The 25,073-nt window shown below is 73.7% G+C and carries 22 protein-coding genes; 8 read left to right on the plus strand and 14 right to left on the minus strand.

The features are described from left to right. Positions 1-16 precede the first annotated feature (16 nt). Positions 17-1,354, minus strand: coding sequence for an ABC transporter substrate-binding protein (locus tag AB2L28_RS18785; RefSeq protein WP_370720518.1), 1,338 nt, complete (start codon positions 1,352-1,354; stop codon positions 17-19). Positions 1,355-1,635: 281 nt separating this feature from the next. Between AB2L28_RS18785 and rhaI the strand changes: the two genes are divergently transcribed. From rhaI to AB2L28_RS18805, 4 genes are read left to right on the plus strand one after another with little or no spacing between them, the layout of a single operon-like run. Continuing rightward, positions 1,636-2,832 (plus strand): L-rhamnose isomerase, encoded by a 1,197-nt coding sequence (gene rhaI, locus AB2L28_RS18790; protein ID WP_370720519.1) that lies wholly within the window; start codon positions 1,636-1,638, stop codon positions 2,830-2,832. Then, positions 2,829-4,886 carry a bifunctional aldolase/short-chain dehydrogenase gene (locus AB2L28_RS18795; RefSeq protein WP_370720520.1) on the plus strand — a complete coding sequence of 686 codons (2,058 nt, stop codon included), beginning with the start codon at positions 2,829-2,831 and terminating at the stop codon, positions 4,884-4,886. Before rhaI ends, AB2L28_RS18795 begins: the two co-directional genes overlap by 4 nt. An 8-nt stretch (positions 4,887-4,894) precedes the next feature. Beyond that, positions 4,895-6,337 (plus strand): rhamnulokinase, encoded by a 1,443-nt coding sequence (locus AB2L28_RS18800; RefSeq protein WP_370720521.1) that lies wholly within the window; start codon positions 4,895-4,897, stop codon positions 6,335-6,337. Positions 6,338-6,344: 7 nt separating this feature from the next. After that, positions 6,345-7,583, plus strand: coding sequence for an alpha-hydroxy acid oxidase (locus tag AB2L28_RS18805; RefSeq protein ID WP_370720522.1), 1,239 nt, complete (start codon positions 6,345-6,347; stop codon positions 7,581-7,583). A gap of 21 nt (positions 7,584-7,604) precedes the next feature. Here the strand turns inward: AB2L28_RS18805 and AB2L28_RS18810 are convergent, their stop codons facing one another. Further along, a complete protein-coding gene (locus AB2L28_RS18810) occupies positions 7,605-9,071 on the minus strand; it encodes an NCS2 family permease (RefSeq protein ID WP_370720523.1) in 1,467 nt (488 codons plus the stop codon). Between the two features lie 106 nt (positions 9,072-9,177). Next, positions 9,178-10,449 (minus strand): ROK family transcriptional regulator, encoded by a 1,272-nt coding sequence (locus tag AB2L28_RS18815; protein ID WP_370720524.1) that lies wholly within the window; start codon positions 10,447-10,449, stop codon positions 9,178-9,180. A gap of 168 nt (positions 10,450-10,617) precedes the next feature. Between AB2L28_RS18815 and AB2L28_RS18820 the strand changes: the two genes are divergently transcribed. From AB2L28_RS18820 to AB2L28_RS18830, 3 genes are read left to right on the plus strand one after another with little or no spacing between them, the layout of a single operon-like run. Beyond that, positions 10,618-11,979: an extracellular solute-binding protein gene (locus AB2L28_RS18820; protein WP_370720525.1), complete on the plus strand. Its 1,362-nt coding sequence runs from the start codon at positions 10,618-10,620 to the stop codon at positions 11,977-11,979. 20 nt (positions 11,980-11,999) lie between these two features. After that, positions 12,000-12,920 (plus strand): carbohydrate ABC transporter permease, encoded by a 921-nt coding sequence (locus tag AB2L28_RS18825; RefSeq protein WP_370720526.1) that lies wholly within the window; start codon positions 12,000-12,002, stop codon positions 12,918-12,920. 7 nt (positions 12,921-12,927) lie between these two features. After that, entirely contained in the window at positions 12,928-13,827 is a 900-nt protein-coding gene (locus AB2L28_RS18830; protein WP_370720527.1) for a carbohydrate ABC transporter permease, read from the plus strand. 75 nt (positions 13,828-13,902) lie between these two features. Here the strand turns inward: AB2L28_RS18830 and AB2L28_RS18835 are convergent, their stop codons facing one another. The 11 genes from AB2L28_RS18835 to AB2L28_RS18885 all read right to left on the minus strand — a co-directional run bounded on the left by AB2L28_RS18835 (position 13,903) and on the right by AB2L28_RS18885 (position 24,674). Continuing rightward, the gene (locus tag AB2L28_RS18835; RefSeq protein ID WP_370720528.1) at positions 13,903-15,474 is read right to left on the minus strand and encodes an SLC13 family permease; all 1,572 of its coding nucleotides are present in this window, start codon (positions 15,472-15,474) and stop codon (positions 13,903-13,905) included. Between the two features lie 270 nt (positions 15,475-15,744). After that, on the minus strand, positions 15,745-16,671 hold the full coding sequence (gene mutM, locus AB2L28_RS18840; protein WP_370720529.1) for a bifunctional DNA-formamidopyrimidine glycosylase/DNA-(apurinic or apyrimidinic site) lyase: 927 nt from the start codon (positions 16,669-16,671) through the stop codon (positions 15,745-15,747). Positions 16,672-16,686: 15 nt separating this feature from the next. Beyond that, the gene (gene rnc, locus AB2L28_RS18845) at positions 16,687-17,436 is read right to left on the minus strand and encodes a ribonuclease III (protein ID WP_370720595.1); all 750 of its coding nucleotides are present in this window, start codon (positions 17,434-17,436) and stop codon (positions 16,687-16,689) included. A 1-nt stretch (position 17,437) separates the two neighbouring features. Beyond that, positions 17,438-17,641 carry a 50S ribosomal protein L32 gene (gene rpmF, locus AB2L28_RS18850; protein ID WP_370720530.1) on the minus strand — a complete coding sequence of 68 codons (204 nt, stop codon included), beginning with the start codon at positions 17,639-17,641 and terminating at the stop codon, positions 17,438-17,440. A 2-nt stretch (positions 17,642-17,643) separates the two neighbouring features. Further along, a complete protein-coding gene (locus tag AB2L28_RS18855) occupies positions 17,644-18,237 on the minus strand; it encodes a YceD family protein (protein ID WP_370720531.1) in 594 nt (197 codons plus the stop codon). A 136-nt stretch (positions 18,238-18,373) separates the two neighbouring features. Beyond that, positions 18,374-18,880: an ATP synthase subunit B family protein gene (locus AB2L28_RS18860; protein WP_370720532.1), complete on the minus strand. Its 507-nt coding sequence runs from the start codon at positions 18,878-18,880 to the stop codon at positions 18,374-18,376. A gap of 32 nt (positions 18,881-18,912) precedes the next feature. Next, complete coding sequence (gene coaD, locus AB2L28_RS18865) at positions 18,913-19,437, minus strand: pantetheine-phosphate adenylyltransferase (RefSeq protein WP_370720533.1); 525 nt, start codon at positions 19,435-19,437, stop codon at positions 18,913-18,915. Next, positions 19,434-20,012 carry a 16S rRNA (guanine(966)-N(2))-methyltransferase RsmD gene (gene rsmD / locus AB2L28_RS18870; protein ID WP_370720534.1) on the minus strand — a complete coding sequence of 193 codons (579 nt, stop codon included), beginning with the start codon at positions 20,010-20,012 and terminating at the stop codon, positions 19,434-19,436. Before rsmD ends, coaD begins: the two co-directional genes overlap by 4 nt. Then, entirely contained in the window at positions 20,009-21,655 is a 1,647-nt protein-coding gene (locus AB2L28_RS18875; RefSeq protein ID WP_370720535.1) for a DUF6297 family protein, read from the minus strand. The genes rsmD and AB2L28_RS18875 overlap by 4 nt, the downstream gene beginning before the upstream one ends. Beyond that, entirely contained in the window at positions 21,652-22,389 is a 738-nt protein-coding gene (locus AB2L28_RS18880) for an ABC transporter ATP-binding protein (RefSeq protein ID WP_370720536.1), read from the minus strand. Before AB2L28_RS18880 ends, AB2L28_RS18875 begins: the two co-directional genes overlap by 4 nt. Continuing rightward, the gene (locus AB2L28_RS18885) at positions 22,386-24,674 is read right to left on the minus strand and encodes an ATP-dependent DNA helicase RecG (protein ID WP_370720537.1); all 2,289 of its coding nucleotides are present in this window, start codon (positions 24,672-24,674) and stop codon (positions 22,386-22,388) included. The genes AB2L28_RS18880 and AB2L28_RS18885 overlap by 4 nt, the downstream gene beginning before the upstream one ends. 179 nt (positions 24,675-24,853) lie before the next feature. Between AB2L28_RS18885 and rpmB the strand changes: the two genes are divergently transcribed. Continuing rightward, positions 24,854-25,039, plus strand: a complete 186-nt coding sequence (gene rpmB, locus AB2L28_RS18890; RefSeq protein WP_370440170.1) for a 50S ribosomal protein L28 — start codon at positions 24,854-24,856, stop codon at positions 25,037-25,039. The last annotated feature ends 34 nt before the right edge of the window (positions 25,040-25,073 follow it).

Here is a 25,073-nt window from a genome sequence, read left to right on the forward strand (position 1 = left end):
CGGTCCGGCAGGACGGTCACCAACCGTCCAGGCCCAGTTGCTGGGCCTGCTTCTGCACGTCCTGGTCGTAGACGGCGGCCGCGTCGGCCGCGGAGCGGATGCCCGAGCCGACCTCGACGGTCAGCTGCTCCAGGTTCGGGCCCTTGACGGGAGAGAGGAACTCCAGGGCGGGCGACTGCTTCTCGTCGTCGAAGTAGGCCTGGACGTCCTTCGTCACCTGGGGGACGTCGGAGGGCAGTTCACAACCGTCGACGAGGTAGGGGCCGGTGGGAGGGGAGGCCTGGCTGAGCGCGTCGCACCCGTCGGGACTGGCGATGAAGGACAGCAGCTCCTTGGACGCCTCGAGCTCGTCGCCCTCGGTCGTCTTGGGGATGTACACGGCGTTCGGGTACCAGGCCGTGAGTCCGTTGGTGGCGGCGTCGTCTCCCGGCAGGGCGAAGAAGCCCACGCTCTGGGCTGCTTCCGGGGCCGCGGTGGTGAGGGTGAGGATCTGGTTCGACAGGATCGGGTACATCGCCCCCTCCCCCGCGGCCAGCTGCCGCATCCCGTCCGCCAGCTCGTCCGAGGCGTAGGAGGCGTTCTCGAGCCCCTTGTCGTGGACTTCCTGCAAGTGCTCGAAACCGCGGATGGCGACGGGGTCGTTCGCGTACTTGGCCTTGTTCGCCGTGTAGTCCGCGGCCCAGTTCGGCTTCTCGGCCGCGACGTTGTGGAAGTCGCCCAGGACGAACAGCTGGGAGGTCCACGTCTCGCCGTAGGTCTGGATGACCGGGGCGACGCCGGCGGCCTTGATGGCCTCGGCGTTGGAGACGAACTGCGCCCACGTCGTGGGGACCTGCAGACCCAGTCGCGAGTAGACGTCGCGGTTGTACATCACCCCACCGCCGAAGGCGGTGCCGTACGGCACGCCGTACTCGGCACCGTCGGAGGTGACCTGTTCCTTGAACGTGTCGTCGAGGCTGTCCACGTACGGCTCGTCGCTGATCGGGACGAGGTTGCGGTTCGGGGCGATCTGCTGGAACAGCGAGCCCGAGTTGTAGTCGAAGACGTCGTTCATCGAACCGGTCTGCAGCCGGGTCTTGATGAGGTTGTCCCCCTCCGTCCCGGCGGGCCGGCCCTCGATGGTCACCTTGATGTCGGGGTGGGCGGCCTGGAAGGCGTCGACGACGGCCCGGGCGTTGGCCTGGGCCGTCTCGTCGCTGCCGGTGAGCCAGGTGATCTCGGTCGCCCCGTCGGAGGAGCCCCCGGAGGACCCGAGGCTCCCCGCGCTGCAGGCGGTCAGGGGCGTCAGCGCCAGCAGGGCGGCCAGGGTGAGGGCACGGCGCAGGGGGCGAGCCCGGGATTCTTCGTGCGTCATGGACGTCTCCTCTTCGAGACCAGGAGCCGACGGCGGTGCCGGTGCTCCACCGCCTGACACGATTCAAAGCGGTCCCCCGAGTGTGCGGACTGCCATCGGGGGTCGTCAAGCGCAGACGCGCGAAACTTCTCCAGGGAGACGGGATTTTCCAGGAAGGCGCTTACCATTTCCTCACCGGGTACCGAGGCACGGGACCCGGCCACGAAGGTCACAGGCGGCCCCTTGTGAAACGTGTCAATCCCGAGCTACGCTGATCACCCCCCGACGGAGTGGAGCCCCCCATGACCAGCGACCAAGTGCTGACAGCGCTGCGCGAGCAGAACATCGAGCTGCCCTCGTGGGCGTTCGGCAACTCCGGCACCCGGTTCAAGGTGTTCGGCACCCCCGGGACCCCCCGGGACCCGTTCGAGAAGGTCAGCGACGCCGCGCAGGTGCACCGGTACACCGGGGCGGCCCCCCGCGTCTCGCTGCACATCCCCTGGGACCTGGTCGAGGACTACGGCAAGCTGGCCGCCCACGCCGCCGACCTCGGCGTCACCATCGGCACGATCAACGCCAACCTCTTCCAGGACGACGACTACAAGTTCGGTTCCCTGACCAACCCCGACCCCCGCGTGCGCGCCAAGGCCGTCGCCCACCACGCCGAGTGCGTCGACGTCATGCGCGCCACCGGCTCCAAGGAGCTCAAGCTCTGGCTGCCCGACGGCACCAACTACCCCGGCCAGGACGACCTGCGCGAACGGCAGGACCGGCTCGCCGAGTCCCTGCAGCAGGTCTACGGGCTGCTGGACGACGACATGCGCCTGGTGCTGGAGTACAAGTTCTTCGAGCCGGCGTTCTACTCCACCGACGTGCCGGACTGGGGCACCTCGCTGCTGCACTGCCTCGCGCTGGGCGACCGGGCCAAGGTCGTCCTGGACACCGGTCACCACGCCCCGGGTACGAACATCGAGTTCATCGTCGTGCAGCTGCTGCGCGCCGGGCGACTGGGGGCCTTCGACTTCAACTCCCGGTTCTACGCGGACGACGACCTCATGGCCGGGGCGGCCGACCCGTTCCAGCTGTTCCGGGTCATGCACGAGATCGTCGGCGCGGGAGCCCTGGCACCGGGCACGCCGTCCGACCCCGGGTGGGACCCGGCCGGTCCGGGGGTGAACTTCATGCTCGACCAGTGCCACAACGTCGAGGACAAGATCCCCGGGCAGATCCGCTCGGTGACCAACGTCCAGCAGGCCACCGCCAAGGCGCTGCTGGTGGACCGCGACGCGCTGCGGGTCGCACAGCGCGCCGGGGACGTCCTGGGCGCCAACGACGTCCTCATGGACGCCTACCACACCGACGTCCGCCCGCTCCTGGCCGAACTGCGCGAGAGCCAGGGCCTGGACCCCGACCCGATGGCCGCGTTCAAGGCGTCGGGTTACCTGCAGCGCACCGCGGACGAACGCATCGGCGGGACCCAGGCGGGGTGGGGCGCGTGAGCAGCACCACGCACGGCGCCGCGGACGGCACGGTCCCCGCCCTCATCGCCCGCTCCAACGCCCTCGGCGCGGACCCGCGGTTCACGAACTACGCCGGCGGCAACACCTCGGCCAAGGGCACCGCGACCGACCCCGTCACCGGGCGGGACGTCGACCTGCTGTGGGTCAAGGGGTCCGGCGGTGACCTGGGCACCCTCACCGAGGGGGGCCTGGCCGTCCTGCGCCTGGACCGCGTGCGGGCGCTGGAGCACGTCTACCCGGGGGTGGAGCGCGAGGACGAGATGGTCGCCGCGTTCGACTTCTGCCTGCACGGCAGGGGCGGGGCGGCGCCCTCGATCGACACCGCCATGCACGCCCTGGTCGACGCGGCGCACGTCGACCACCTGCACCCCGACGCCGGCATCGCCCTGGCCTGCGCCGCCGACGGCGAGAAGCTCACCGAGCAGGTGTTCGGCGACGAGGTCGTGTGGGTCCCCTGGCGCCGGCCCGGGTTCCAGCTCGGCCTCGACATCGCGGCCGTGAAGGAGGCCAACCCGGCTGCCGTCGGCGCGGTGCTGGGCGGGCACGGCATCACCGCCTGGGGTGACACCTCGGAGCAGTGCGAGCAGAACTCCCGGTGGATCATCGAGACCGCCGAACGGTTCCTCGCCCGGAACTCGGTGCCCGAACCCTTCGGGCCGGTCGTGCCCGGCTTCGAGCCCCTGCCCCCGGCCGAACGCCGCGCCCGCGCCGCCGCCCTGGCCCCCGTGCTGCGCGGCCTCGCCAGCCGGGACACCCCGCAGGTCGGTCGCTTCGACGACACCGACGCGGTGCTGGACTTCCTCTCCCGCGCCGAGCACCCCCGGCTGGCCGCCCAGGGCACCTCCTGCCCGGACCACTTCCTGCGCACCAAGGTCAGGCCCCTGGTCCTGGACCTGCCGCCCACCGCGCCCCTCGAGGACGTCCAGGCGCGCCTGACGCAGCTGCACGAGGCCTACCGCGCCGACTACCGCGCCTACTACGAACGCCACGCGGACGCGGACTCCCCCGCGATGCGCGGCGCGGACCCCGCGATCGTGCTGGTCCCCGGGGTCGGCATGTTCTCCTACGGCCGCGACGCGCAGACCGCTCGCGTGGCCGGGGAGTTCTACCTCAACGCGATCAACGTCATGCGCGGCGCCGAGGGCGTCTCGCGCTATGCACCCATCGAGGAGTCCGAGAAGTTTCGCATCGAGTACTGGGCGCTGGAGGAGGCCAAGCTCGCGCGGATGCCGGCACCCAGACCGCTGGCCACCCGGATCGCGCTGGTGACCGGCGCCGCCTCCGGCATCGGCAAGGCCATCGCCGCCCGCCTGGCCGCCGAGGGCGCCTGCGTCGTGGTCGCCGACCTCGACCTGGACAAGGCCCGGGCCGCCGCGGCGGACCTGGGACCGGCCGACGTCGCCGTGGGTGTCGCGGTCGACGTGTCGAACCCGGACGCGGTGCGCGCCGCCGTCGACGAGGCCGTCCTGGCCTTCGGCGGTCTGGACCTGGTGGTGAACAACGCGGGCCTGTCGATCTCCAAACCGCTGCTGGAGACGACCGAACGCGACTGGGACCTGCAGCACGACGTCATGGCGAAGGGGTCGTTCCTCGTCTCCCAGGCCGCCGCCCGCGTCCTCATCGCCCAGGGCCTGGGCGGGGACGTCGTCTACGTCGCCTCGAAGAACTCCGTGTTCGCCGGGCCGAACAACCTCGCCTACTCGGCGGTCAAGGCCGACCAGGCCCACCAGGTCCGGTTGCTGGCCGCCGAGCTCGGTGAGCACGGGATCAAGGTCAACGGCGTGAACCCCGACGGCGTCGTGCGCGGGTCGGGGATCTTCGCCGGGGGCTGGGGCGCACAGCGCGCCGCCACGTACGGGATCGCCGAGCAGGACCTCGGGGCGTTCTACGCCCAGCGCACCCTGCTCAAGCGGGAGGTCCTGCCCGAGCACGTCGCGAACGCCGTCTTCGTGCTCACCGCCGGGGAGCTGTCGCACACCACCGGTCTCCACGTCCCCGTCGACGCCGGCGTCCCCGCCGCGTTCCTGCGCTAGGAGGCCCGATGTCCGTCCACGTCGCGGTGGACCTGGGAGCCTCCAGCGGCCGGGTCATGGTCGGTACCGCGGGCCCGGGGGTCTTGGCGCTGGAGGAGGTGCACCGGTTCGGCAACGGACCGGTCCCGGTGGCCGGGTCGTGGTTCACCGACGCCGTCGGGCTGTGGCAGCAGGTCCGCACGGGGCTGCGGGCCGTCGCGCGGTGCACCTCGCAGGCCACCTCGGTCGCGGTCGACACCTGGGCCGTCGACTACGGGCTGCTCGCGGCCGACGGGACGCTGCTGGGGACGCCCCGGCACTACCGCGACGGCCGCACCGGCGGGGTCGCCGAACGGGTCCACGCCCGGGTCCCGGCCCTGGACCTGTACCGCCGCAACGGTCTGCAGCACCTGCCCTTCACGACGCTCTACCAGCTCGTGGCCGAGGGGCGGCTGCTGGAGCTGACCGACCGGCTGCTGCTCCTGCCGGACCTGTTCGGCCACTGGCTGGCCGACGTACGGGGCGCCGAGGCGACCAACGCCTCGACGACCGGGATGGCCGACGTCCGCACGGGCCGCTGGGCGCCCGACCTCGTCGAGCTCGCCGGGATCCGTCCCGCGCTGCTGCCGGACGTGCACGACCCCGGCACCGTCCTGGGTGGCCTGCGGCGCGAGGTCCTGGACGACTCCGGTCTCGGGGCGGGCACGCGGCTCGTGGCGGTCGGGTCGCACGACACCGCCTCGGCCGTGGTCGCCGTCCCGGCCCAGGACGAGGCGTTCGCCTACGTCGCGTGCGGCACGTGGGGCCTGGTCGGCGTGGAGCTGGAGGAGCCGGTCCTGTCGGCGGACTCCTTCGCCGCGAACTTCACCAACGAGCGCGGCGTGGACGACCGCATCCGGTACCTGCGCAACGTCATGGGCCTGTGGGTCCTGCAGCAGTGCGTCGCGGAGTGGGAGGCCGAACCCGGCCAGCACGGCCCCGTCGACCTCGGTGCCCTGCTCGCGGCGGCCGGTGAGGTCCCGGCCGGTGGACCGCTCGTCGACGTCGACGACCCCCGGCTGCTGCCCCCGGGCCCGATGGCCGACCGGGTCCGCACCCTCGTGGAGGAGTCCGGCCGCCGCCCCCCGGCCGAGCGCGCGGAGGTCGTGCGGTGCGTGCTGGAGAGCCTGGCCGCCGCCTTCGCCCGCTCGGTGGCCGACGCGGTCCGGCTGTCCGGGCGCGACGTGCGCGTCGTCCACCTCGTCGGCGGCGGGGCCCGCAACGGCCTGCTGTGCCGGCTCACGGCCGACGCCTGCGGCCTGCCCGTGGTCGCCGGTCCCGTGGAGGCCACGGCCCTGGGCAACGTCCTCGTCCAGGCACGCGCGGCCGGCGACCTGCCGGGGTCGCTGGAGACGCTGCGCGCCCTCGTGCGGCACACTGCCGACCTGGTCACGATCGCACCGCGCACCAGCCCCGAACCGCAGCACACGTAGGAGTGTCGTGAAGCGCCAGACCCCGAACCCCCGCGAGCTCCTGGACCTCGTCGGGTTCAAGAAGCCGCAGCTGGACGGCCGCAAGCGTCGCCTGGAGGCCGCCCTCACCATCGAGGACCTGCGCGTCATCGCCAAGCGCCGCACCCCGCGGGCCGCCTTCGACTACACCGACGGCTCGGCCGAGGGCGAGATCTCCCTGGCCCGGGCCCGGCAGGCCTTCCGCGACGTGGAGTTCCACCCCTCGATCCTGCACGACGTGTCGGAGGTCGACACGTCCACGACGATCTGGGGCGGCCCGTCGGCGCTGCCGTTCGGCATCGCGCCCACCGGCTTCACCCGGCTCATGCAGACCGAGGGCGAGGAGGCCGGTGCGGGCGCCGCCGGCGCCGCGGGCATCCCCTTCACGTTGTCCACGCTCGGCACGACGACCATCGAGGGCGTCCAGGCGGCCAACCCGACGGGCCGGAACTGGTTCCAGCTCTACGTCATGCGCAAGCGGGAGATCTCCTACGGCCTCGTCGAGCGCGCCGCGGCCGCCGGGTTCGACACCCTCATGTTCACCGTCGACACCCCCGTGGCCGGCGCCCGCCTGCGGGACAAGCGCAACGGGTTCTCCATCCCCCCGCAGCTGACCGTCTCCACCGTCCTGGACACCGCCACCCGGCCCGGCTGGTGGTTCGACTTCCTCACCACCCGCAAGCTGGAGTTCGCCTCCCTCACCGAGACCGGTGGCACCGTGGGCGAACTGCTCGACTACGCGATGGACCCCTCCATCGACTACGACGACCTCGCCGAGATCCGCGCCATGTGGCCGGGCAAGCTCGTCGTCAAGGGCGTCCAGAACGTCGAGGACTCCCGGCGCCTGGCCGACCTCGGCGTCGACGGGATCGTCCTGTCCAACCACGGCGGACGGCAGCTGGACCGCGCCCCCATCCCGTTCCACCTGCTGCCGCAGGTCGTCCGCGAGGTCGGTCGCGACACCGAGGTCGCCGTGGACACCGGGATCATGAACGGGGCCGACGTCGTCGCCTCCATCGCGATGGGCGCCCGGTTCACCCTCGTCGGACGCGCCTACCTGTACGGCCTCATGGCCGGCGGCCGCGCCGGGGTCGACCGCGCCATCGCGATCCTGGCCGACCAGGTCGCCCGCACCATGCGGCTGCTGCAGGTGACGAGCGTGCAGGAGCTGACCCCGGCGCACGTCACCCAGCTCCAGCGGCTCGCCCCCCGCCCCCTCGGGGGGTGAACCGGGCAGGTCCCGGGCGCCTCAGGCCACGCCCAGGACCTGCTTGAGCGGGTCGATCGCGAAGTAGACGACGAACAGCGCCGCGACGACCCACATCACCGGGTGCACGGCCCGGGCCCGCCCGCGCGCCACCTTCAGCAGGACGAAGGCGACGAACCCGGCCCCGATGCCCGCGCTGATCGAGTACGTGAACGGCATGAGCACGATCGTCAGGAACGCCGGGACCGCGATCTCGAAGTCGGCCCAGTCGATGCCCTTGACCTGGGTCATCATGAGGAAGCCGACGACGACCAGCGCGGGGGTGGCGGCCTCGTAGGGGACGATCGACACGACCGGGGCCAGGAACGTCGTCAGCAGGAACGCGACACCGGTGACGACGCTGGCCAGACCCGTGCGCGCCCCCTCGCCCACGCCCGTGGCCGACTCGATGAAGCTCGTGTTGCTCGAGACCCCGCCCGCGCCACCGGCGGCCGCGGCCAGGGAGTCCACGACGAGGATGCGCCGCATCCGGGGCGGGTTGCCGTTCTCGTCGAGCAGGTCGCCCTCGGCCCCGATCGCCACGACGGTCCCCATGGTGTCGAAGAAGTCCGCGAGCAGCAGCGTGAAGACGAGCAGGACGACGGTCACCCAGCCGATGCGCTCGAAGGAACCCAGCAGCGAGAAGTGGCCCAGCGTCGCGAAGTCCGGGGCGTCGACCCACGAGCCCGGCAGCGCCGGCACGTTCAGGCCCCAGGCCCGGGGGTCGGCCACGGACCCGTCGGCGCCGGTGCGCGGGCCGAGGTGGGCGACGGCCTCGACGGCGACGGCCAGGACGGTGGCGACGACGATGCCGCCGAGGATGGCCCCGCGGACCCCGCGCGCCATGAGGACGAGCGTGAGCACGAGGCCGACGACGAAGACGAGCGTGGGCCAGCCGGCGAGGAACCCGCCGATGCCGAGTTCGAGGGGGGTCCCGCTGCCCGCGCGGACGAAGCCGGCGTCGACGAGCCCGACGATCGTGATGAACAGGCCGATGCCCACGCTGATCGCCGTCTTCAGCGGGGGCGGGACCGCCCGGAAGACGGCCTCGCGCAGCCCGGTGAGGACCAGCACGAGGATCAGCAGCCCCTCGATGACGACCAGGCCCATCGCGTCGGGCCACGTCATGCCGGGCAGCGAGGCGACGCCGAAGGCGAGGAAGGCGTTGAGCCCGAGACCGGTCGCCAGCGCCAGCGGGTAGTTCGCCACGGCCCCCATGAGCAGGGTGACGACCCCGGCGACCAGCGCGGTGCCCGCGGCCACGGCCGCGAGGTCGGGCGCGGTCCCGCCGCCGAGGTAGCGCCCCGTGCTGTCCGGCTGCGTCCCGATGATGAGCGGGTTCAGCACGACGATGTAGGCCATCGTGAAGAAGGTGGCCAACCCGCCGCGGACCTCACGGCCCACCGTCGAGCCACGGGCACTGATCTCGAACCAGCGGTCGAGCGCGGACGGGGCGGAGGTGGCGGCCATCGGAACCTTCGGGTCGGGGGCGTGCGGGTGGCCACGTCCTCGGAGCCGTCGCGCATCCTGCCAGATCCGGGACCCGTCCCCGCGCCGTCGAGCCCGCGGTCCGGCCTCAGTGCACCGGCGCCACCGGGGAGATGACGACCTCGCGGGCCGGGCCGTGGACCCCCACCCAGGTCGAGGACAGCGCCTCGTGCAGCACGGCGCTGGCCGCCCCCAGGGCACCGGCCAGTTCGCCGGCCTCCCCCAGGCGCACCTGCACAGGGTGCACCTCCCGCGTCATCGCGACGGCCAGCCCCCGGCGCACGGCCTCGCGGACCCGCTCGCCCGTGCGCCGCAACCCCCCGCCCCCGAGCACGACCTCGCTGACGTCCACCACGTTGACGACCCCGAGCACGGCGCGGGCGAGGGCCGCGGCGGCCCGCTCCAGCTCGGCCTCGGCCGCGGCGTCACCCTCCCGGGCCAGCAGTTCCAGCCGGTCGTGGTCGTCGAGGACGGTGTGCTCGGCCAGCACCAGGCCCGCACGCCGGGCCCTGGGCGCCCCGACCCGCTCGACGTACCGGCGGACGACGGCGGTGGGGGCGGCCACGGCCTCCAGGCACCCGGCCGCCCCGCACGTGCAGACGGGCCCGGCGGGGTCGACGACGAGGTGCCCGACCTCCCCCGCGTTCCCCGACTCCCCGCGCAGGACCTCGTCGCGCACGACGAGGCCCCCGCCGATCCCGGCCCCGACGTGCAGGTGCAGGAAGCTGCGGCCCACGAGCGGGGAACGCCACAGGTCACCGACGGCGGCGGTGGCGTCGTTCTCCACCAGGACCGGCAGCCCCGTCGAGGCGGCCAGCAGGTCGGCGATCGCCACCCCCCGCCAGCCGGGCAGGTTGATCGCCGAGCTGCGGACCGGACCGGTGAAGTCCAGCGGCCCGGGGACGGCCACCCCCACCCCGAGCACGGCCGCCGCGTTGCCGCTGCCGTCCACCAGCGAGCGGACGGCGCGCGTCGCGTGGACCGGGGACGGGTGCAGCGAGGTCGCGGGACCGTCCGACAGTTGTTCTCGACAACTGTCGAGCACGTCACCGGCGAGGTCCAGCAGGACGGCGTCGACGTGCTCGCGCTCGAACTGCACCCCCACCGCCAGGGCCTGCCCGGGGCGGACGGACAACGCGGTGCGTGGTTTGCCCGCACCCCGGAGCCGGGCCGGCACCCCGCCCTCCTGCACGAGCTCGCGGTCGAGCAACCGGCGCACGATGTTCGACACCGTCTGCAACGTCAGCCCGCTGGCCGCCGCGAGCTCGGTCCGGGACGTGCCCGGGTGGCGCCGGATGCCTTCGAGCACCACGGCTTGGTTGTAGTCCCCCACCCACGGCAGGTTCGCGCCTCGTCGCACCCGCGCCTCCTCGCGCTCGGCGACCCCTGTGGGATCGTTCTCAGAATCATGCGCCGGATCCGTTGACACGGTCAATCCAGTGGATTTACTTTCCTCGGATCGGCCTGACGCCAGGCCGCGCCGGACACGGAACACCGGACATGGGACATCGCCACGAGGGAGTGGGTTGTGCGTCGTCGTAGCTTCCTGACAATCGCCGGCCTGGGTGCCGGCACAGCGCTCGGAACCACCGCCTGCGGTGGCAGCTCGGACAGCGGGGGCTCCGCCGGTGGGACGACCAAGGTCGCCTACCAGCAGTGGGGCTCCGGCACCGTGATGAAGGACTACCTCGGCACGGTGAAGACCGCCTACGAGAAGGCGAACTCCGGCAAGACCATGGAGCTCGTCCCGATCGTCGCGTCCGAGAACGACTACTACACCAAGCTGCAGCTGATGATGCGGTCCCCGCGCACGTCGCCGGACGTCGTGTACGAGGACACCTTCCTCATCAACTCCGACATCACCGCCGGGTACCTGCAGCCGCTGGACTCCTGGCTGGGCCAGTGGGACCAGTGGGACCAGTTCCAGGACGTCGCCAAGGGAGCCGCCAAGGCCTCCGACGGCAAGACCTACGGCGTGCCGGACGGCACCGACACCCGCGCCCTGTGGTTCAACAAGGACCTGCTGAGCCAGGCCGGCCTGTCGCCGGACTGGACCCCCACCTCGTGGGACGACATCCTCGCCGCCTGCCGCGAGATCAAGGGCAAACTGCCGAACGTCACCCCGATCAACGTCTACGCGGGCAAGGCGGCCGGGGAGGCCGCCTCCATGCAGGGGTTCGAGATGCTGTTCTACGGAACGGGTTCGACCCTGTACGACGCGAGCGAGGACAAGTGGAACGTCGGCAGCCCGGAGTTCGTCGACTCGCTGCAGTTCATCAAGACCATCTTCGACGAGAAGCTCGCCCCCGACCCCTCCGCCGCCCTGGACGCCCAGATCAGCACGCGGGTGGGTGAGGAGTTCCTGCCCGGGGGAACCCTTGCGATCGACCTCGACGGGTCCTGGATGTCCAGCAACTGGCTGGACACCGGTGGCGCCCCCTGGCCCGAGTGGGACGCGGTCATGGCCCAGGCCCCCATGCCCACCGAGGACGGGTCCGGGGACGGGGAGATCTCCATGTCCGGCGGGTGGACCTGGGCGATGACGAAGAACGCCGGCAACGCCGACGACGCCTGGAACGTCATCTCGACGCTGACGTCGTTCGAGAACAACCTGCGCTACAACATCAACTCCGCCGCCGTCGCCGTCCGCAAGGACGTCGCCGGCGATCCGACGTACACGCAGTCCAACCCCACGCTGGAGTTCTTCTCCAGCCTGGTCCCGGTCACCCAGTACCGGCCGCAGAACACCGACTACCCGCGCGTGTCCAACGAGATCCAGGTGGCGATGGAGGCCGTCGTCACCGGGCAGGCCAGCCCGGCGGACGCGGCCAGGGCCTACGACGAGGCCGTCAAGGGCATCGTGGGTGAGGACAAGACCGCGACGCTCTGAGTCGCAGGAAGGAGGCCGCAGTGGCCACGGTCACCCGACCCGGGGCGCCGGCAGGACCGGGGGTCCGGCGCAGGACGCACCCGGTCAAGGTCGACATCGCCCGGGCCCTGCCCCTCACACCGGCGATCGTGCTGCTGCTGGTGTTCCTGGCGGGCCCGATCCTGTGGTGCGTCTACGCCGCGTTCACGAACACGGCGCTGACGGGTGCGGGATCGGGCAACACCCGGTTCGTCGGGCTGGACAACTTCCGGGCCGCGTTCACCAGCGACGCGTTCGCCAACTCGGTCGTCCTCACGCTCGTCTTCACCCTGCTGTCCGCGGTCGTCGGGCAGAACCTCCTGGGCCTGGCCCTGGCCCTGCTGCAGAAGCGGTCGGTGAAGGTCGTCCGGACGCTGGTCGGCATCACCGTGATCGGCGCCTGGGTCATCCCCGAAGTGGTCGCCGGATACCTCTGGTACGCCTTCCTGGCCCAGGACGGGACGTTCAACGAGTTCCTCGGGACGTTCGGGCTGGGACAGAACTGGCTCTACACCCTGCCCATCATCGCGGTCTCCCTCGCCAACGTCTGGCGCGGGACGGCGTTCTCGATGCTCGTCTACAACGCCGCGCTCTCGGAGATCCCCGCCGAGATCGAGGAGGCCGCCGAGATGGACGGGGCCACGGGGTGGCGCCGGCTGCGGTGGGTGACGGTGCCGATGATCAAGCGGACCGTCACGACGAACCTCATGCTCATCACGTTGCAGACCCTGTCCGTCTTCGGCCTCATCTACACCATGACCAAGGGCGGTCCGGGGACCAAGAGCCAGACGCTGCCGCTGTACATGTACGAACAGGCGTTCTCGTTCAGCCAGATCGGCTACGGGACGGCCATCGCGCTGGTCCTGCTGGCCGTCGGCGCCGTGTTCTCCATCCTCTACATGCGCCTGCTGCGCGAGGACTGAGGCCCTGATGACCACCCAGACCAACGCCCCCGTCGTGGCGACCGGCACGACCTCGTCCACCACCGGGCGCGGCCGCGGCCCCCGCACGTGGATCGTCTCGCTGCTGGCGAACGGCGTGACGTCCGTCATCGGGCTGATGTTCCTCGTGCCGCTCCTGTGGGTCGTGTTCGCCGCGTTCGACTCCCAGGCGGGTCTCAGGCTCGAACTGCCCAGCGGTTCGACGTTCGGCCTGGACAACTTCCGGGCCGTCATGACGCCGGAGACGACGTACCGGCCGATGTGGAACGGGCTCGTCCTGTGCGTCGGGTCCGCCGCCATCGCGATCGTCGTCGCGACGCTCGCGGCCTACCCGCTGTCCCGGTTCGAGACCCGCTACAAGCGGCCGTTCCTGCTGACGATCCTCTTCAGCACGGGCCTGCCGATCACGGCCATCATGGTCCCGGTCTACGGCCTGTTCGTGCAGCTCAACCTCATCGACACCCTCGGCGGCACGATCGCCTTCATGGCGACCACGGCCCTGCCGTTCTCCATCTTCCTCACGAAGAACTTCATGGACGGGGTGCCGATCACGCTGGAGGAGGCGGCCTGGACCGACGGCGCCAGCTCGATGCAGACGCTGCGCCACATCGTCCTGCCGCTCATGTGGCCGGGGCTGTCCGTCGTCCTGATCTTCACGTTCATCGGGATGTGGGGGAACTTCTTCGTCCCCTTCGTCCTGCTCCTGTCCCCCGACCGCCTGCCGGCCTCGGTGAGCATCTTCACCTTCTTCGGCCAGTACGGCTCGGTGCAGTGGGGCCAGCTCGCGGCGTACTCGGTGCTCTACACCCTGCCCGTCGTCCTGCTGTACGTCCTGCTCTCCCGCCGCCTCGGCGGGGCGTTCAACTTCGGCGGAGCGCTCAAGGGGTGAGGGGACGCTACGCGGCGGGGGGTGTCGGACGCGGTGGCGCGGGGGTGGTCACCGGCGACCCCCACGCCACCGGGTTCACGACCCGATGCCCAGCGCCCAGGGCCCCAGCGCGTAGACGGCCAGCGTCAGGACGAGGACGGCCAGGAGGTTCAGCCACACCCCGCTGGCCACCATCTGCCCCATCGTCACCCTGCCCGTGCCGAAGACGATCGCGTTCGGCGGCGTTCCGACGGGGAGCATGAAGGAGCACGTGGCGGCGAACGCCGCCGGGACGAGGAGCAGTAGGGGGTCGACGCCGATGCCGCCCGCGACCCCGGCGATGACGGGCAGGAAGGTCGCCGCGGTGGCCGTGTTCGACGTGAGCTCGGTCAGGGCGAGGATGATGAGGGCCACGGCCGCCACCAGCAGGATCGTGGGCAGGGTCCCCAACCCGCTGAACGACTCACCGATGTAGGTGTCGAGCCCGCTGCTCTGCACGGACTCGGCGATGGCGAGCCCGCCACCGAAGAGGATGAGCACGCCCCACGGAACCCCCTTCTGCAGCGTCCCCCAGTCCAGCGCCCCCCGACCGCCGTTGCCTTTCACGGGGACGAGGAAGAGCGCGACGAGGGCCGCGACGGCGATCCCGCCGTCGGTGAGCAGGGTGACGAAGGGAGCGACGTCCGTGAGCGCCGTCCAGTCGGCCAGCCACGACCGCGACACCCACAGCCCGGCCGTCACCACGAAGACGATCGCGACGGTCCACTCCCCGGCCGAGATCCTGCCGAGCTTGGCCAGTTCCTCGGAGATGACCTGCTTGCCGCCGGCGATCTCACCGATGCGCGGCCGGTACTGGACCTTCGTCAGCAGCAGCCAGGCCAGCACGAGCATGACGATCGAGATGGGCACCCCGACGGCCATCCACCCGGCGAAGCTGATGTCGACGCCGAGGCTGGTGCGCGCCAGCCCGGCCAGCACCAGGTTGGGGGGGCTGCCGACCAGCGTGGCCAGTCCGCCGATGGTCGCCGCGTACGCGATGGCCAGCATGAGGCTGGCCCCGAAGTGCTGGACGTCGCCGCGCGCCAGCGTTCCGCCGGACTGCCGGTCGACCAGGGCCAGGACGCTGATGCCGATCGGGATCATCATGAGCGCGGTGGCGGTGTTGCTGACCCACATCGACAGGAAGGCCGTGGCCACCATGACGCCGAGCACGAGGCGGCCGGGGTTCGTCCCCACGACGCGGACCGTGCTGAGCGCGATGCGGGAGTGCAGGTTCCACTTCTGCATCGCCAGCGCGATGGCGAACCCCCCGAGGAAGAGGAAGATCGTGGGGTTGCCGTAGGCGGCGGTGACGTCGCCGAGCTCCAGGACACCGGCCAGCGGGAAGACGACGATCGGGACCAGCGCCGTCGCCGACAGGGGCAGGGCCTCGGTCATCCACCACACGGCGATGGACGCCACGAGGGCTGCGGTGGTGCGCCCCTCGGGGGTGAGCCCCGGGGAGGCCGGCAGGAGGAAGTACAGCAGGGCTCCGACCGTCGGCCCCAGCACGAGGCCGATCCACTCGCGTCCCGGACGGCGGTCCGGGCCCGCGGTCGTCGGGTCGTCGGGGTCGGCGGCCGTGGGCCGCGTCCGCACCGCGGACGGGGTTCGTTCTGCGTGGTTCACGGTCGTCCTGTCTCTTCGTCGAGGTCCGGGCGGCCACCGCGGCGTCCGTGGCGGGGACGTCGGTGAGAGCACAGGATGGGCACACCGCACCGGCGAGCACGAGACCTGCGTGAACGGAACGACCAAAACCCGCGGCCGGACCCAGGTGCGCCGGCGACGGGCACCCGGTCCCGGAACAGCGACCGACCTGCCGGCGGGGGCGGTGCCCGCCACCTCGGCGGGCTGCGGCGGGTCCCCCGGGCGTCGCGGCGAGCGCGAGCCCGGGGAACGTCACCAGTGCGCGGCGCGGGGCACCGGCTGGCACCCGGGGCAGGAGAACGAGGACCGGTTCATGAAGGCGTCCCGGCGCACGGGGGACCCGCACCGCGGGCACGGCCGCCCCGCCTGCCCGTAGACGGCCAGGGACCGGTCGAAGTACCCCGAGGCCCCGTTGACGTTGACGTAGAGGGAGTCGAAGCTCGTGCCCCCCGCGGCCAGGGCCGCCGTCATGACCTCCCGCAGCCCGGTGAGCAGCGCGTCCGCCTGGGCGCGCGTCGCGGACCGCGTCGGCCGGGCGTAGTGCAGCCGGGCCCGCCACAGCGCCTCGTCGGCGTAGATGTTGCCGACCCCGGAGACCAGGGTCTGGTCCAGCAGCGCCCGCTTGACCCCGGTCGTCCTCTGCCGCAGCCGCTTCGCGAACAGTGCGTCGTCGAAGGCGGGGTCGAGCGGGTCGCGCGCGATGTGCGCCACCGGAGCGGGCACGCACCGCGACCACGGGGCGTCGGAGGACTCCCCCAGGCCGCCGAGCCCGCCGTCGGCGACCCCGACGAGGGGGACGACGGCGACCCCGCCGAACGTGCGCTGGTCGACGAAGCGCAGGTCGTCGCGCTCGTCGTCGAACTCCCACACGGCCCGCAGGTGCTTCTCCGGCGGCGCGTCGGCCGCCTCGACGAGCAGCTGCCCGCTCATGCCGAGGTGGACGACCATCGCGTCGGCCGCGTCGCCGTCGGCGCTCGCCAGCGGCAGCCACAGGTACTTCCCGCGCCGGACGGCGTCGGCGACGACGAGCCCCTCCGTGCGCGCGACCGCGTCCTGCGGGCCCGCGACGTGCCGGCGCGTCACCCGGGGGTGCAGGAACCGCGCCGAGCGGACCGTGCGGCCCACGACCCAGCGGGCGACGCCGCGGCGGACGACCTCGACCTCGGGCAGTTCGGGCACGTCAGGACCGGCGGCTCAGGAGGACGCACGCACGGCCGCGGCCGCGGTGGCGGCGCGCAGGGCCTCGACGGCGGCGCTGGCGGCCTTCTGCTCGGCCTCCTTCTTGCTGCGCCCCTCGCCGTGGCCGAGGGCGGTGCCCCCCACGACGGCGTCGGCCGTGAAGCTCTTGGCGTGGTCGGGCCCGGACTCGGTGATGGCGTAGGAGGGGACCCCGAGGCCCTCGGCGGCCGTCACCTCCTGCAGCGCCGTCTTCCAGTCGGTCCCGGCCCCCAGGCGCTCGGAGGAGTCCATGAGCGGGGACGTCAGGCGCAGCACGAACTCGCGCGCGCCCTCCATGCCGACGGACAGGTACGTCGCGCCGATGACGGCCTCCATGGTGTCGGCCAGGATCGAGTTCTTGTCCCGGCCACCCGTGCCGAGCTCGCCCTTGCCGAGGCGCACGTGCGCGCCGAGGTCGAGACCCCGGGCGATGTCCGCGAGCGCGCGGGAGTTCACGACAGCGGCCCGCAGCTTGGCGAGCCGGCCCTCGGAAACGTCCGCGAACCGCGCGTACAGCTCGTGCGTGACGACCAGGCCGAGCACGGCGTCCCCGAGGAACTCGAGGCGTTCGTTGGTCGGCAACCCGCCGTGCTCGTAGGCGTAGGAGCGGTGGGTCATGGCGAGCAGCAGCAGCTCGGCGTCCACCTCCACACCCAGGGCGGCAGTCAGCCGGGCGACGTCGCGGACGTCGCCCGGCGTGACGGCGGGGGCCTGCTGAGCGGTCAGCTCAGAGGTCCTTGACCTTGCGGCCCTTGTACTCGAGGTACAGCGGGGTGCCGGCGGAGTCGGTGACCACGCGGGCGGTGTGCGGGCGCGAGTACGCGACCTGACCACGGACGGTGCTGCGGACCAGCGTCTCCTCCGTCGCCTTCCACTGCGAACGGCGGGCGCGCGTGTTGCTGCGGGACATCTTCCGCTTCGGGACGGCCACGATCAGCTCTTCTCTCTGGTTCCGGACGGGGGGTCGTCACTGCTGGCGAGCAGGGACTGCAAGGCGGCCCACCGGGGGTCCGCCGGTTCTTCGGAGACGGGGGCCGGCTCGGACACCCCGATCTCGTAGTCCTGCTGGCAGGGGCCGTCGCACTCGGGCTGGAACGGCAGCTCCAGCACGACCGCGTCCCGCACGGCGGGTTCGAGGTCGACGAGCTCGCCGGGGGCGACCTCACGGATCTCGTCCTCGTCGTCGGCCACCTCCACCGGCGTCTTGCCGGGGTAGGCGAACAGCTCCTGCAGGGTGACCTCGACGGGTTCGGTCACCTCGGTGAGGCACCGGACGCACTCGCCGACGGCGGTGCCCCGGACGGTGCCCGAGACGAGCACGCCCTCCATGACGGCTTCCATCCGCAGGTCGAGCTCGAGGTCGCTGCCCTCGGGGACGCCGATGACGGCGATGCCGAGGTCGGCGGGGGCGGGCACGGTGCGCTGCAGGGTGCGCATCGTCCCCGGCCGGCGGCCCAGGTCGTGCGTGGACAGCACGAGGGGCGCGTTCGGGTCCAGGTGACCCTCCGGCAGCTGCCTCTTGCTCACGTCCACACCTCGTCGCTCGACCGTTCCGACACACCACACGGCCCCGCCGCCAGGTGGGGGCACCACCCGCGTCGAGGCCGTCCCCCAGGGTAACCGAGGCCGCGGCCACGACCCAATCGCGACGCCGCGGCGCGGGTCAGGACCCGCTGTCGGCGGCGGGCTGCGCGTCCGCACCAGCGACGGCGCCGCCGTCGCCGTCGTCGCGCACCTTGAGCCGGTCGCGCCCGCGCGCCGCCTGCTGCTTGAGCCGGTCCAGCTCGTCCTCGAAGTCGGCGAGCTTGCGGTCGACCCACGCGTCGGCGTCCACGCGCAGTCGCTTGGCCTCCTCGCGGGCCGTCTGCACGATGTGGTCGGCGCGTTCGCGGGAGGCCTTCGTCACGGCCTGGGCGTCGACGAGCTCCTCGGCCCGCGCGCGGGCCTCGGCCACCAGCTCGTCGGCGTCCCGGCGGGCGGCCTCGAGGACCTCGTCGCGCTGGGCGAGCACGTCGCCGGCCTGCTGCACCTCGGCGGGCAGCAGCCGCCGGACGTCGGCGACCAGCGCGAGCAGCTGCTCGCGGTCCACCACGACCGACGACGACAGCGGGACACCCCGCGCACCCGACACGAGCGCGGCGAGCTCGCCGAGCTTCTCGTGCACCTCCACAGCAACTGCCTCCCTAGAGCGTCGACCGGCGTTCAGGCCGGGTCGGAGGCATTCTCCCCCAGCCGGGTCGCCAACGCGGCACGCACCGCCGGGGGCACCAGGCCGGAGACGTCGCCGCCGTACCGGGCGACCTCCTTGACGAGGGAGGAGGAGACGTGGCCGTAGGCGGGGTCGCCGACGAGGAAGACGGTCTCGACGCCCGCGAGGTGGCGGTTCATCAGCGCCATCGGCAGCTCGTAGGCGTAGTCCGTGCCGCTGCGCAGGCCCTTGACCACCACGGGCGCGCCGAGTCGGCGGCAGTGCTCGACGAGCAGGCCGTCCCCGAACTCCGCCACCACGACGCGCTCGGCGCGCGGGTCCCCGGACTCGGCCAGCGCCCGGCGGACCAGCTCGGCCCGCTCGGGGCCGGTGAAGGTCCCGCGCTTGCCCGGGTTGACGGCGACGCCGGCGTGCACGACGTCGAAGAGGTCCGCCGCCCGCAGCAGCACGTCGAGGTGGCCGAGGGTCAGGGGGTCGAAGCTGCCGGGGCACACGCAGGCCCGCACGCCGGAGGTCACGCCCGCACGCTACCGACCGGGACCGTGGCCACCCACACCGTCGTCTCCCCGTACCGCCGCTCCCGCACGCGGTCCACCCCGTCCGGCCACACCGGCTCGGGCGTGCGCGAGGAGCGTTCGACGACGAGCGTCGCGGCCGGGGCCAGCAGCGGGACGAGCACCCCCAGCAGCGCGGTGACGTCCGCGGTCGGCACCGCGTAGGGCGGGTCGAGCAGGACGAGGTCCCACCCCCCGTCGACGACGGCGGCCGGTGAGGCGGCGAAGCGTTCGGCGCGGTCGGTGACGACCCGGACCCCGGGCAACCCCAGGGCGGTGACGTTGGCCCGGGCGGTGGCGGCCGCGGGCCGGGCCGCCTCGACGAGGACGACCTGCGCGGCTCCGCGGCTGGCCGCCTCCAGGCCCAGGGCGCCGGACCCGGCGAACAGGTCCAGCACGCGCGCCCCCTCGACCGCCCCGGCGGCCTCGAGCGCGGAGAACAGCGCCTCGCGGACGCGCTCGCTCGTGGGGCGCGTGCTCTCCCCCGGTGGCACCTTCAGCCGCCGGCCGCCGGCCGTGCCCGCCACGACGCGCGTCACGAGACCTTCCTCGCCCGGTGCGCCGCGTAGGCCCACCCGATGCCGACGGCCGCTGCGGACGCGAGCAGCTGCCCGAGCAGCAGCCGGTCGAAGGCGCCGCGCGCCAGGGTCGCCAGCAGGACCGGCACGCTGACGAGGACGGCCAGGTCGGGTCCGGTCGTGACCGCCGCCGCCGCTCCGGGCGGGACGGCGCCCATCGCGGTCGAGACGGCGGGGCGCGACAGGTCGGGGTCGGGCCGGACCGCCCCCCGCAGCGCGGCCGCCGCGAACCCGGGACCGGCCAGTGCCCCCAGCAGCGCCCACGACCACCAGGCCGCGCCGAGCGACTCCCCGTGCACCAGACCGGAGGCCGTGACCGCGAGCGGGTAGGCCAGCGCCCCCCACAGCGTGGACAGGACGGCAACGGGGATCCACCGGACGGCGACGACCGTGGTGGCCGAGATCGGCAGGGCGCGGGCGGCGGCCGGGACGAGCGCGAGGCCGCGGGCGGGTTCGGACAGCGTCGTGGCGGCCGCGTAGCCGGCGACCCACAGCAGCAGCGCGGCGACGGCGCGGTGGGCCGACGTGCCCGCGGCCAGGACGAACGGCACGAGGACGAGGACCCCGGCGGTCACGAGCCGGCGCGGCTGGCGGCGCAGGAGGAGGACGTCGGCCGCGACGACCGCGCGGACCGGGCCGCCGACGCGGCCGAACCGCCGCCGGCGCCGGACCCGCCCGCCGGAGTCCGCCGAGACGGCGCGCCCCATCTCGCGGACGTCGAGCTGCAGGACCGAGGAGGTCAGCCGCTCCAGCCGGGAGGCCCCGCGCCGCAGCGACGGCGACGGGACGTCGCCGACCCGCGCCAGCGCGGGCCGGCCCGCGAGGACGACCACGAGGACCGCGCCGGCCACCACGACGGCGGCCGGCACGAGCACGGCACCGGGCTGGACCGCGTCGACGGCGATCCCCGCGGCCGCGCTCGCGGCGAGCAGGACGACGACGGCGACGCCCGCGGCGTCCAGGGCGCGCCCGGCGCGCAGCAGCGCCGGCACCCCCGACCGGACGGCGGGCCGCACGAGGAGGAGGTACCCCGTCCCGGCCAGGCCGGCCCCGACGGCGAACCCGCCGCCGAGACCGGCGGCCGCCAGGGCGCCCGTGAGCCCGCCCGACACGCCGAACGCGACCGACGTCGCCCAGGCCGTGAACACCCCGCCCGCGAGCGCCGACCCGAGGGCCCGGTTGCGCACGACGGGCCGCAGCAGCTCCCCGCGGTCCACGGGCAGCGGCGTCCACCACGTCGTGGGCGCGGTGCCGAGGGAGACCGGTCCGAGCCGGCACCAGACCGCCAGGCCGAAGGCCACGAAGCTCGTCGAGAGCCCGACGGCGGTCAGCACGGCGGACGTCTGCGCGGTCCAGCCCGGTCCCCCGCCGGAGGCGGACAGCCCGGCCCGCAGCGCGTTCCGCAGCGACCCGCTGCCCCCGAGCAGGAGGAGGGCGGCGATGGCGACCTGCAGCAGCGTCGTGTAGGTGTCGACGACCGTGGCCCGCAGACCGCGGGCGGCGCGCGCGGGCGCGGCCTCCTCGGCCAGCTCGCGCCGGGTGGGGTACGGCTGGTCGGCGAGCGGGCCGACGAGGTCCCCGGCCCCCGTGACGGGTGCGCTCACCGGACGGGGTCGCTGACGATGCGGGCGGCCTCGTCGGCGTCGACGACCCGGCACGTCCCGCCGTCCCCGCCGGTGTCGTCGACGACCACCGCGCGCGTGGCGAGCCGGCGCAGCAGGACGACGTCGTGGGTGGCCAGGACGAGGGCCGTGCCGGCGTCGCGCTCGGCGAGCAGCCGGTCGGCCAGGGCCTCGCGGCCCGTGGGGTCCAGGCGCTGCTCGGGTTCGTCGAGCAGCAGCAGCGAGCGGGGCCGGACGAGGGCGGCGGCCAGGAGCAGGCGCCGCTTCTGCCCGCTGGACAGGGACGTGGGCAGCTGGTCGACGGCACCGGTGAGCCGCTGCGCCTCCAGCTCGGCGTCGACGACGGCGACGACGTCGCGCACGCCGTGGCCGCGGGCGACGAGCTCGAGGTGCTCGGCGACGGACAGCTCGGCGAACCAGGCGTCCTCGTCGAAGACGCAGGCGACCTCGCGGCGGAACCGCACCGACCGCTCGTCGACCGGCTCGCCGTGCAGGCGGACGGTCCCCCCGAGGGGTTCGAGGAGCCCGGCGAGGGCCCGCAGGACCGTGGACTTGCCCGCGCCGTTGGCCCCGACGAGGCACAGCGCCTCCCCGCGCGCGACGTCGACGGTGACGGGGGCGCAGACGGGCTCGCCGTAGCCGACGAGGAGGCGTTCCACCCCGAGGACGACGTCCCGGGCGCGGCCACGGGTCCTGGTGCGCTCGCGGTTGCTCATGCCCGTCCCAGGAAGGCCGCGGTGTCGCCGGTCACGCGGGAGGCGACGGCGGCCGCGAGCCCGGGGTGCCGGGCGAGGTCGGGGTCGACCTCGACGAGGGTGCGGGCCCGCGCGCGGGCCCGTTCGATGACGTCGGCGTGCTGCAGGACGCCCAGCAGCTGCAGGGAGGTCCGCTCCCCGGACTGCGCCGCGCCGAGGACGTCGCCCTCGCGCCGCTCGGCGAGGTCGAGGCGCGCGAGCTCGAACCCGTCGCGGGTGCGGGCCAGGGCCTTCAGGCGCCGGCCGGCGCGGGAGTCCGGGCTCGTGCCGGACAGCAGCAGGCAGGTCCCGGGCAGGCCGCCGCGGCCGATGCGCCCGCGCAGCTGGTGCAGCTGGGAGATGCCGAAGCGGTCGGCGTCGACGACGACCATGACGCTGGCGTTGGGCACGTCGACCCCGACCTCGACGACGGTGGTGGCGACGACGACGTCGACCTCCCCGGCGGCGAAGCGGCCCATGACGTCCTCCTTCTCGGCCGGCGGGAGCCGACCGTGGAGGACCTCGGTGCGCAGCGCGGCGGTGGCGGGGTGGGTGCGGACGACGTCGAGGACCTGGGAGACGGCGGCCGGCGGGCGCGGGGCCGGCCGCCCCCCGCCCGCGCCCTTCGCACCGCGCGCGGGAGCCGGGGGCTCCTCCGCGTCGTCGGGCTCCTCGGCGCCGTCGGCGAGGTCGTCGTCGTCGGCCTCGATGCGCGCGCAGACCACGTACGCCTGCCGGCCCAGGGCGGCCTCCTCGGCGATCCGCTGCCACGTCCGGTCGATCCAGGCGGGCTTGTCCTGCGGCACGACGACGGTCTGGACCTCGGCCCGGCCCGGCGGCAGCTCGTCGAGGACGGAGGTCTCCAGGTCCCCGAACAGGGTCATGGCCACGGTGCGCGGGATGGGGGTCGCCGTCATGGCGAGCAGGTGCGGGATCCCGCGCCCGGTCTCGGTCCCCTTGCGCCGCAGGACGTCCCGCTGCTCGACCCCGAAGCGGTGCTGCTCGTCGACGACGACGAGGCCGAGGTCGGCGAACTGCACGCCCTCCTGCAGCAGGGCGTGGGTGCCCACCACGATCCCGGCCTCCCCGCTCGCGGCGGCCAGCAGCGACTCCCGGCGGGCCGCGGCGCCCATCGACCCCGTGAGCAGCACGACGCGGGTGCCGCGGGCGTCCCCGCCGAGGAACCCGCCCGCGGCGAGGTCGCCGAGGGCGCCGGTGATGGAGCGCAGGTGCTGGGCGGCGAGGACCTCGGTGGGCGCCAGCAGCGCGGCCTGCCCCCCGCCGTCGACGACGGCGAGCATGGCCCGCAGCGCGACGAGCGTCTTGCCCGAGCCGACGTCGCCCTGCAGCAGCCGCTGCATGGGGTGGGGCCGGGCCAGCTCGGCGGCGATCTCGTCGCCGACGCGGCGCTGGGCCCCGGTCAGGGGGAAGGGGAGCCGTCCGTCGAAGGCCGCGGCGAGGCCGTCGGCCGACGGGGTGCGGGGCACGGCGGCCTGGGTGGCGCTCGAGGCGCGGCGCAGGGCCAGCGCCGTCTGCAGGACGAACGCCTCCTCGAACCGCAGCCGGTCCTGGCCGGCCGCGAGCTGGGCGCGGTCACGGGGGCGGTGCACGGCCCGCAGCGCGGCCAGCGGGGGCAGCAGGCCCTCGCCCGCGACCACGTCGGCCGGCAGGGTCTCCCCGAGCCCCTCGCTCGCCGGCTCGGCCTCGAGCGCGTCCAGGAGCGTCTCGACGCCGGCGCGCACGACGTAGCTCGGGCAGTCCCGGGTGGCGGGGTACAGCGGGAGCGGCGCCTCGGCCATGGCCCCCGCGTCCGCCCCCTGCGGGACCGGCTCGACCGTGGGCTTGTCCAGCTGCCACGTGCCGTTGAACTGCCCCGCCCGGCCCGAGGCCATGACGAGGGCGCCGGCGACGAAGGGTCTGAGCACGGGGCCGAACTGGTGCGGGGTCGCCATGAAGAACGTCGTGGTGATGCGGTCCCGGCCGTCCGAGAGCGTCACCACCACCCGCCAGCCGGACTTCTGGCGCAGCGGCTGCGGCTTCCCCACGTCCTGGACCTGCGCGACGATCGTGACGTCCTCGCCGACGGTCAGCTCGCGGATGGCGGTGAGCTCACCGCGGTCGAGGTACTTGCGCGGCAGGTGCCACAGCAGGTCCCGGCCCGTCTCCAGGCCGAGGTGGCTCAGCCACTTGGCGGGGTCGGCGTTCTTGCCGCTGCCGTCGCCGGCGCGGGGCAGCAGGCTGGACAGCGGGGCGTCCAGGTCGAGCACGCGGGCAGGTTACCGCTGCTCCCCCCGCGCCTGGACGCCCCGGTCGCGCCCGGCCCGCGCCGGCGTCGGTTTCACCCGGGCGGCGGTCCTCGGCTATGGTGTTCGAGGTGTCCGGACGGCCGGGCGCCTGCGCCTCCCGCCGGGGGGCCGCACTTCTCGTTCGACTTCAGGAGTTCCCCGTGGCTGCCACCTGTGACGTCTGCGCCAAGGGCCCTGGCTTCGGCAAGAGCGTCTCGCACTCGCACCGGCGGACCAACCGCATGTGGCTCCCGAACATCCAGCGGGTCAAGGCCACCGTGAACGGTTCCCCCCAGCGCCTCAACGTGTGCACCTCCTGCCTGAAGGCGGGCAAGGTCACGCGCTGACCCCCTTCCAGACGACGGAGGGCCGGATCCCGCG

The organism is Kineococcus mangrovi, from assembly GCF_041320705.1.
Taxonomy (GTDB): Bacteria; Actinomycetota; Actinomycetes; order Actinomycetales; family Kineococcaceae; genus Kineococcus; species Kineococcus mangrovi.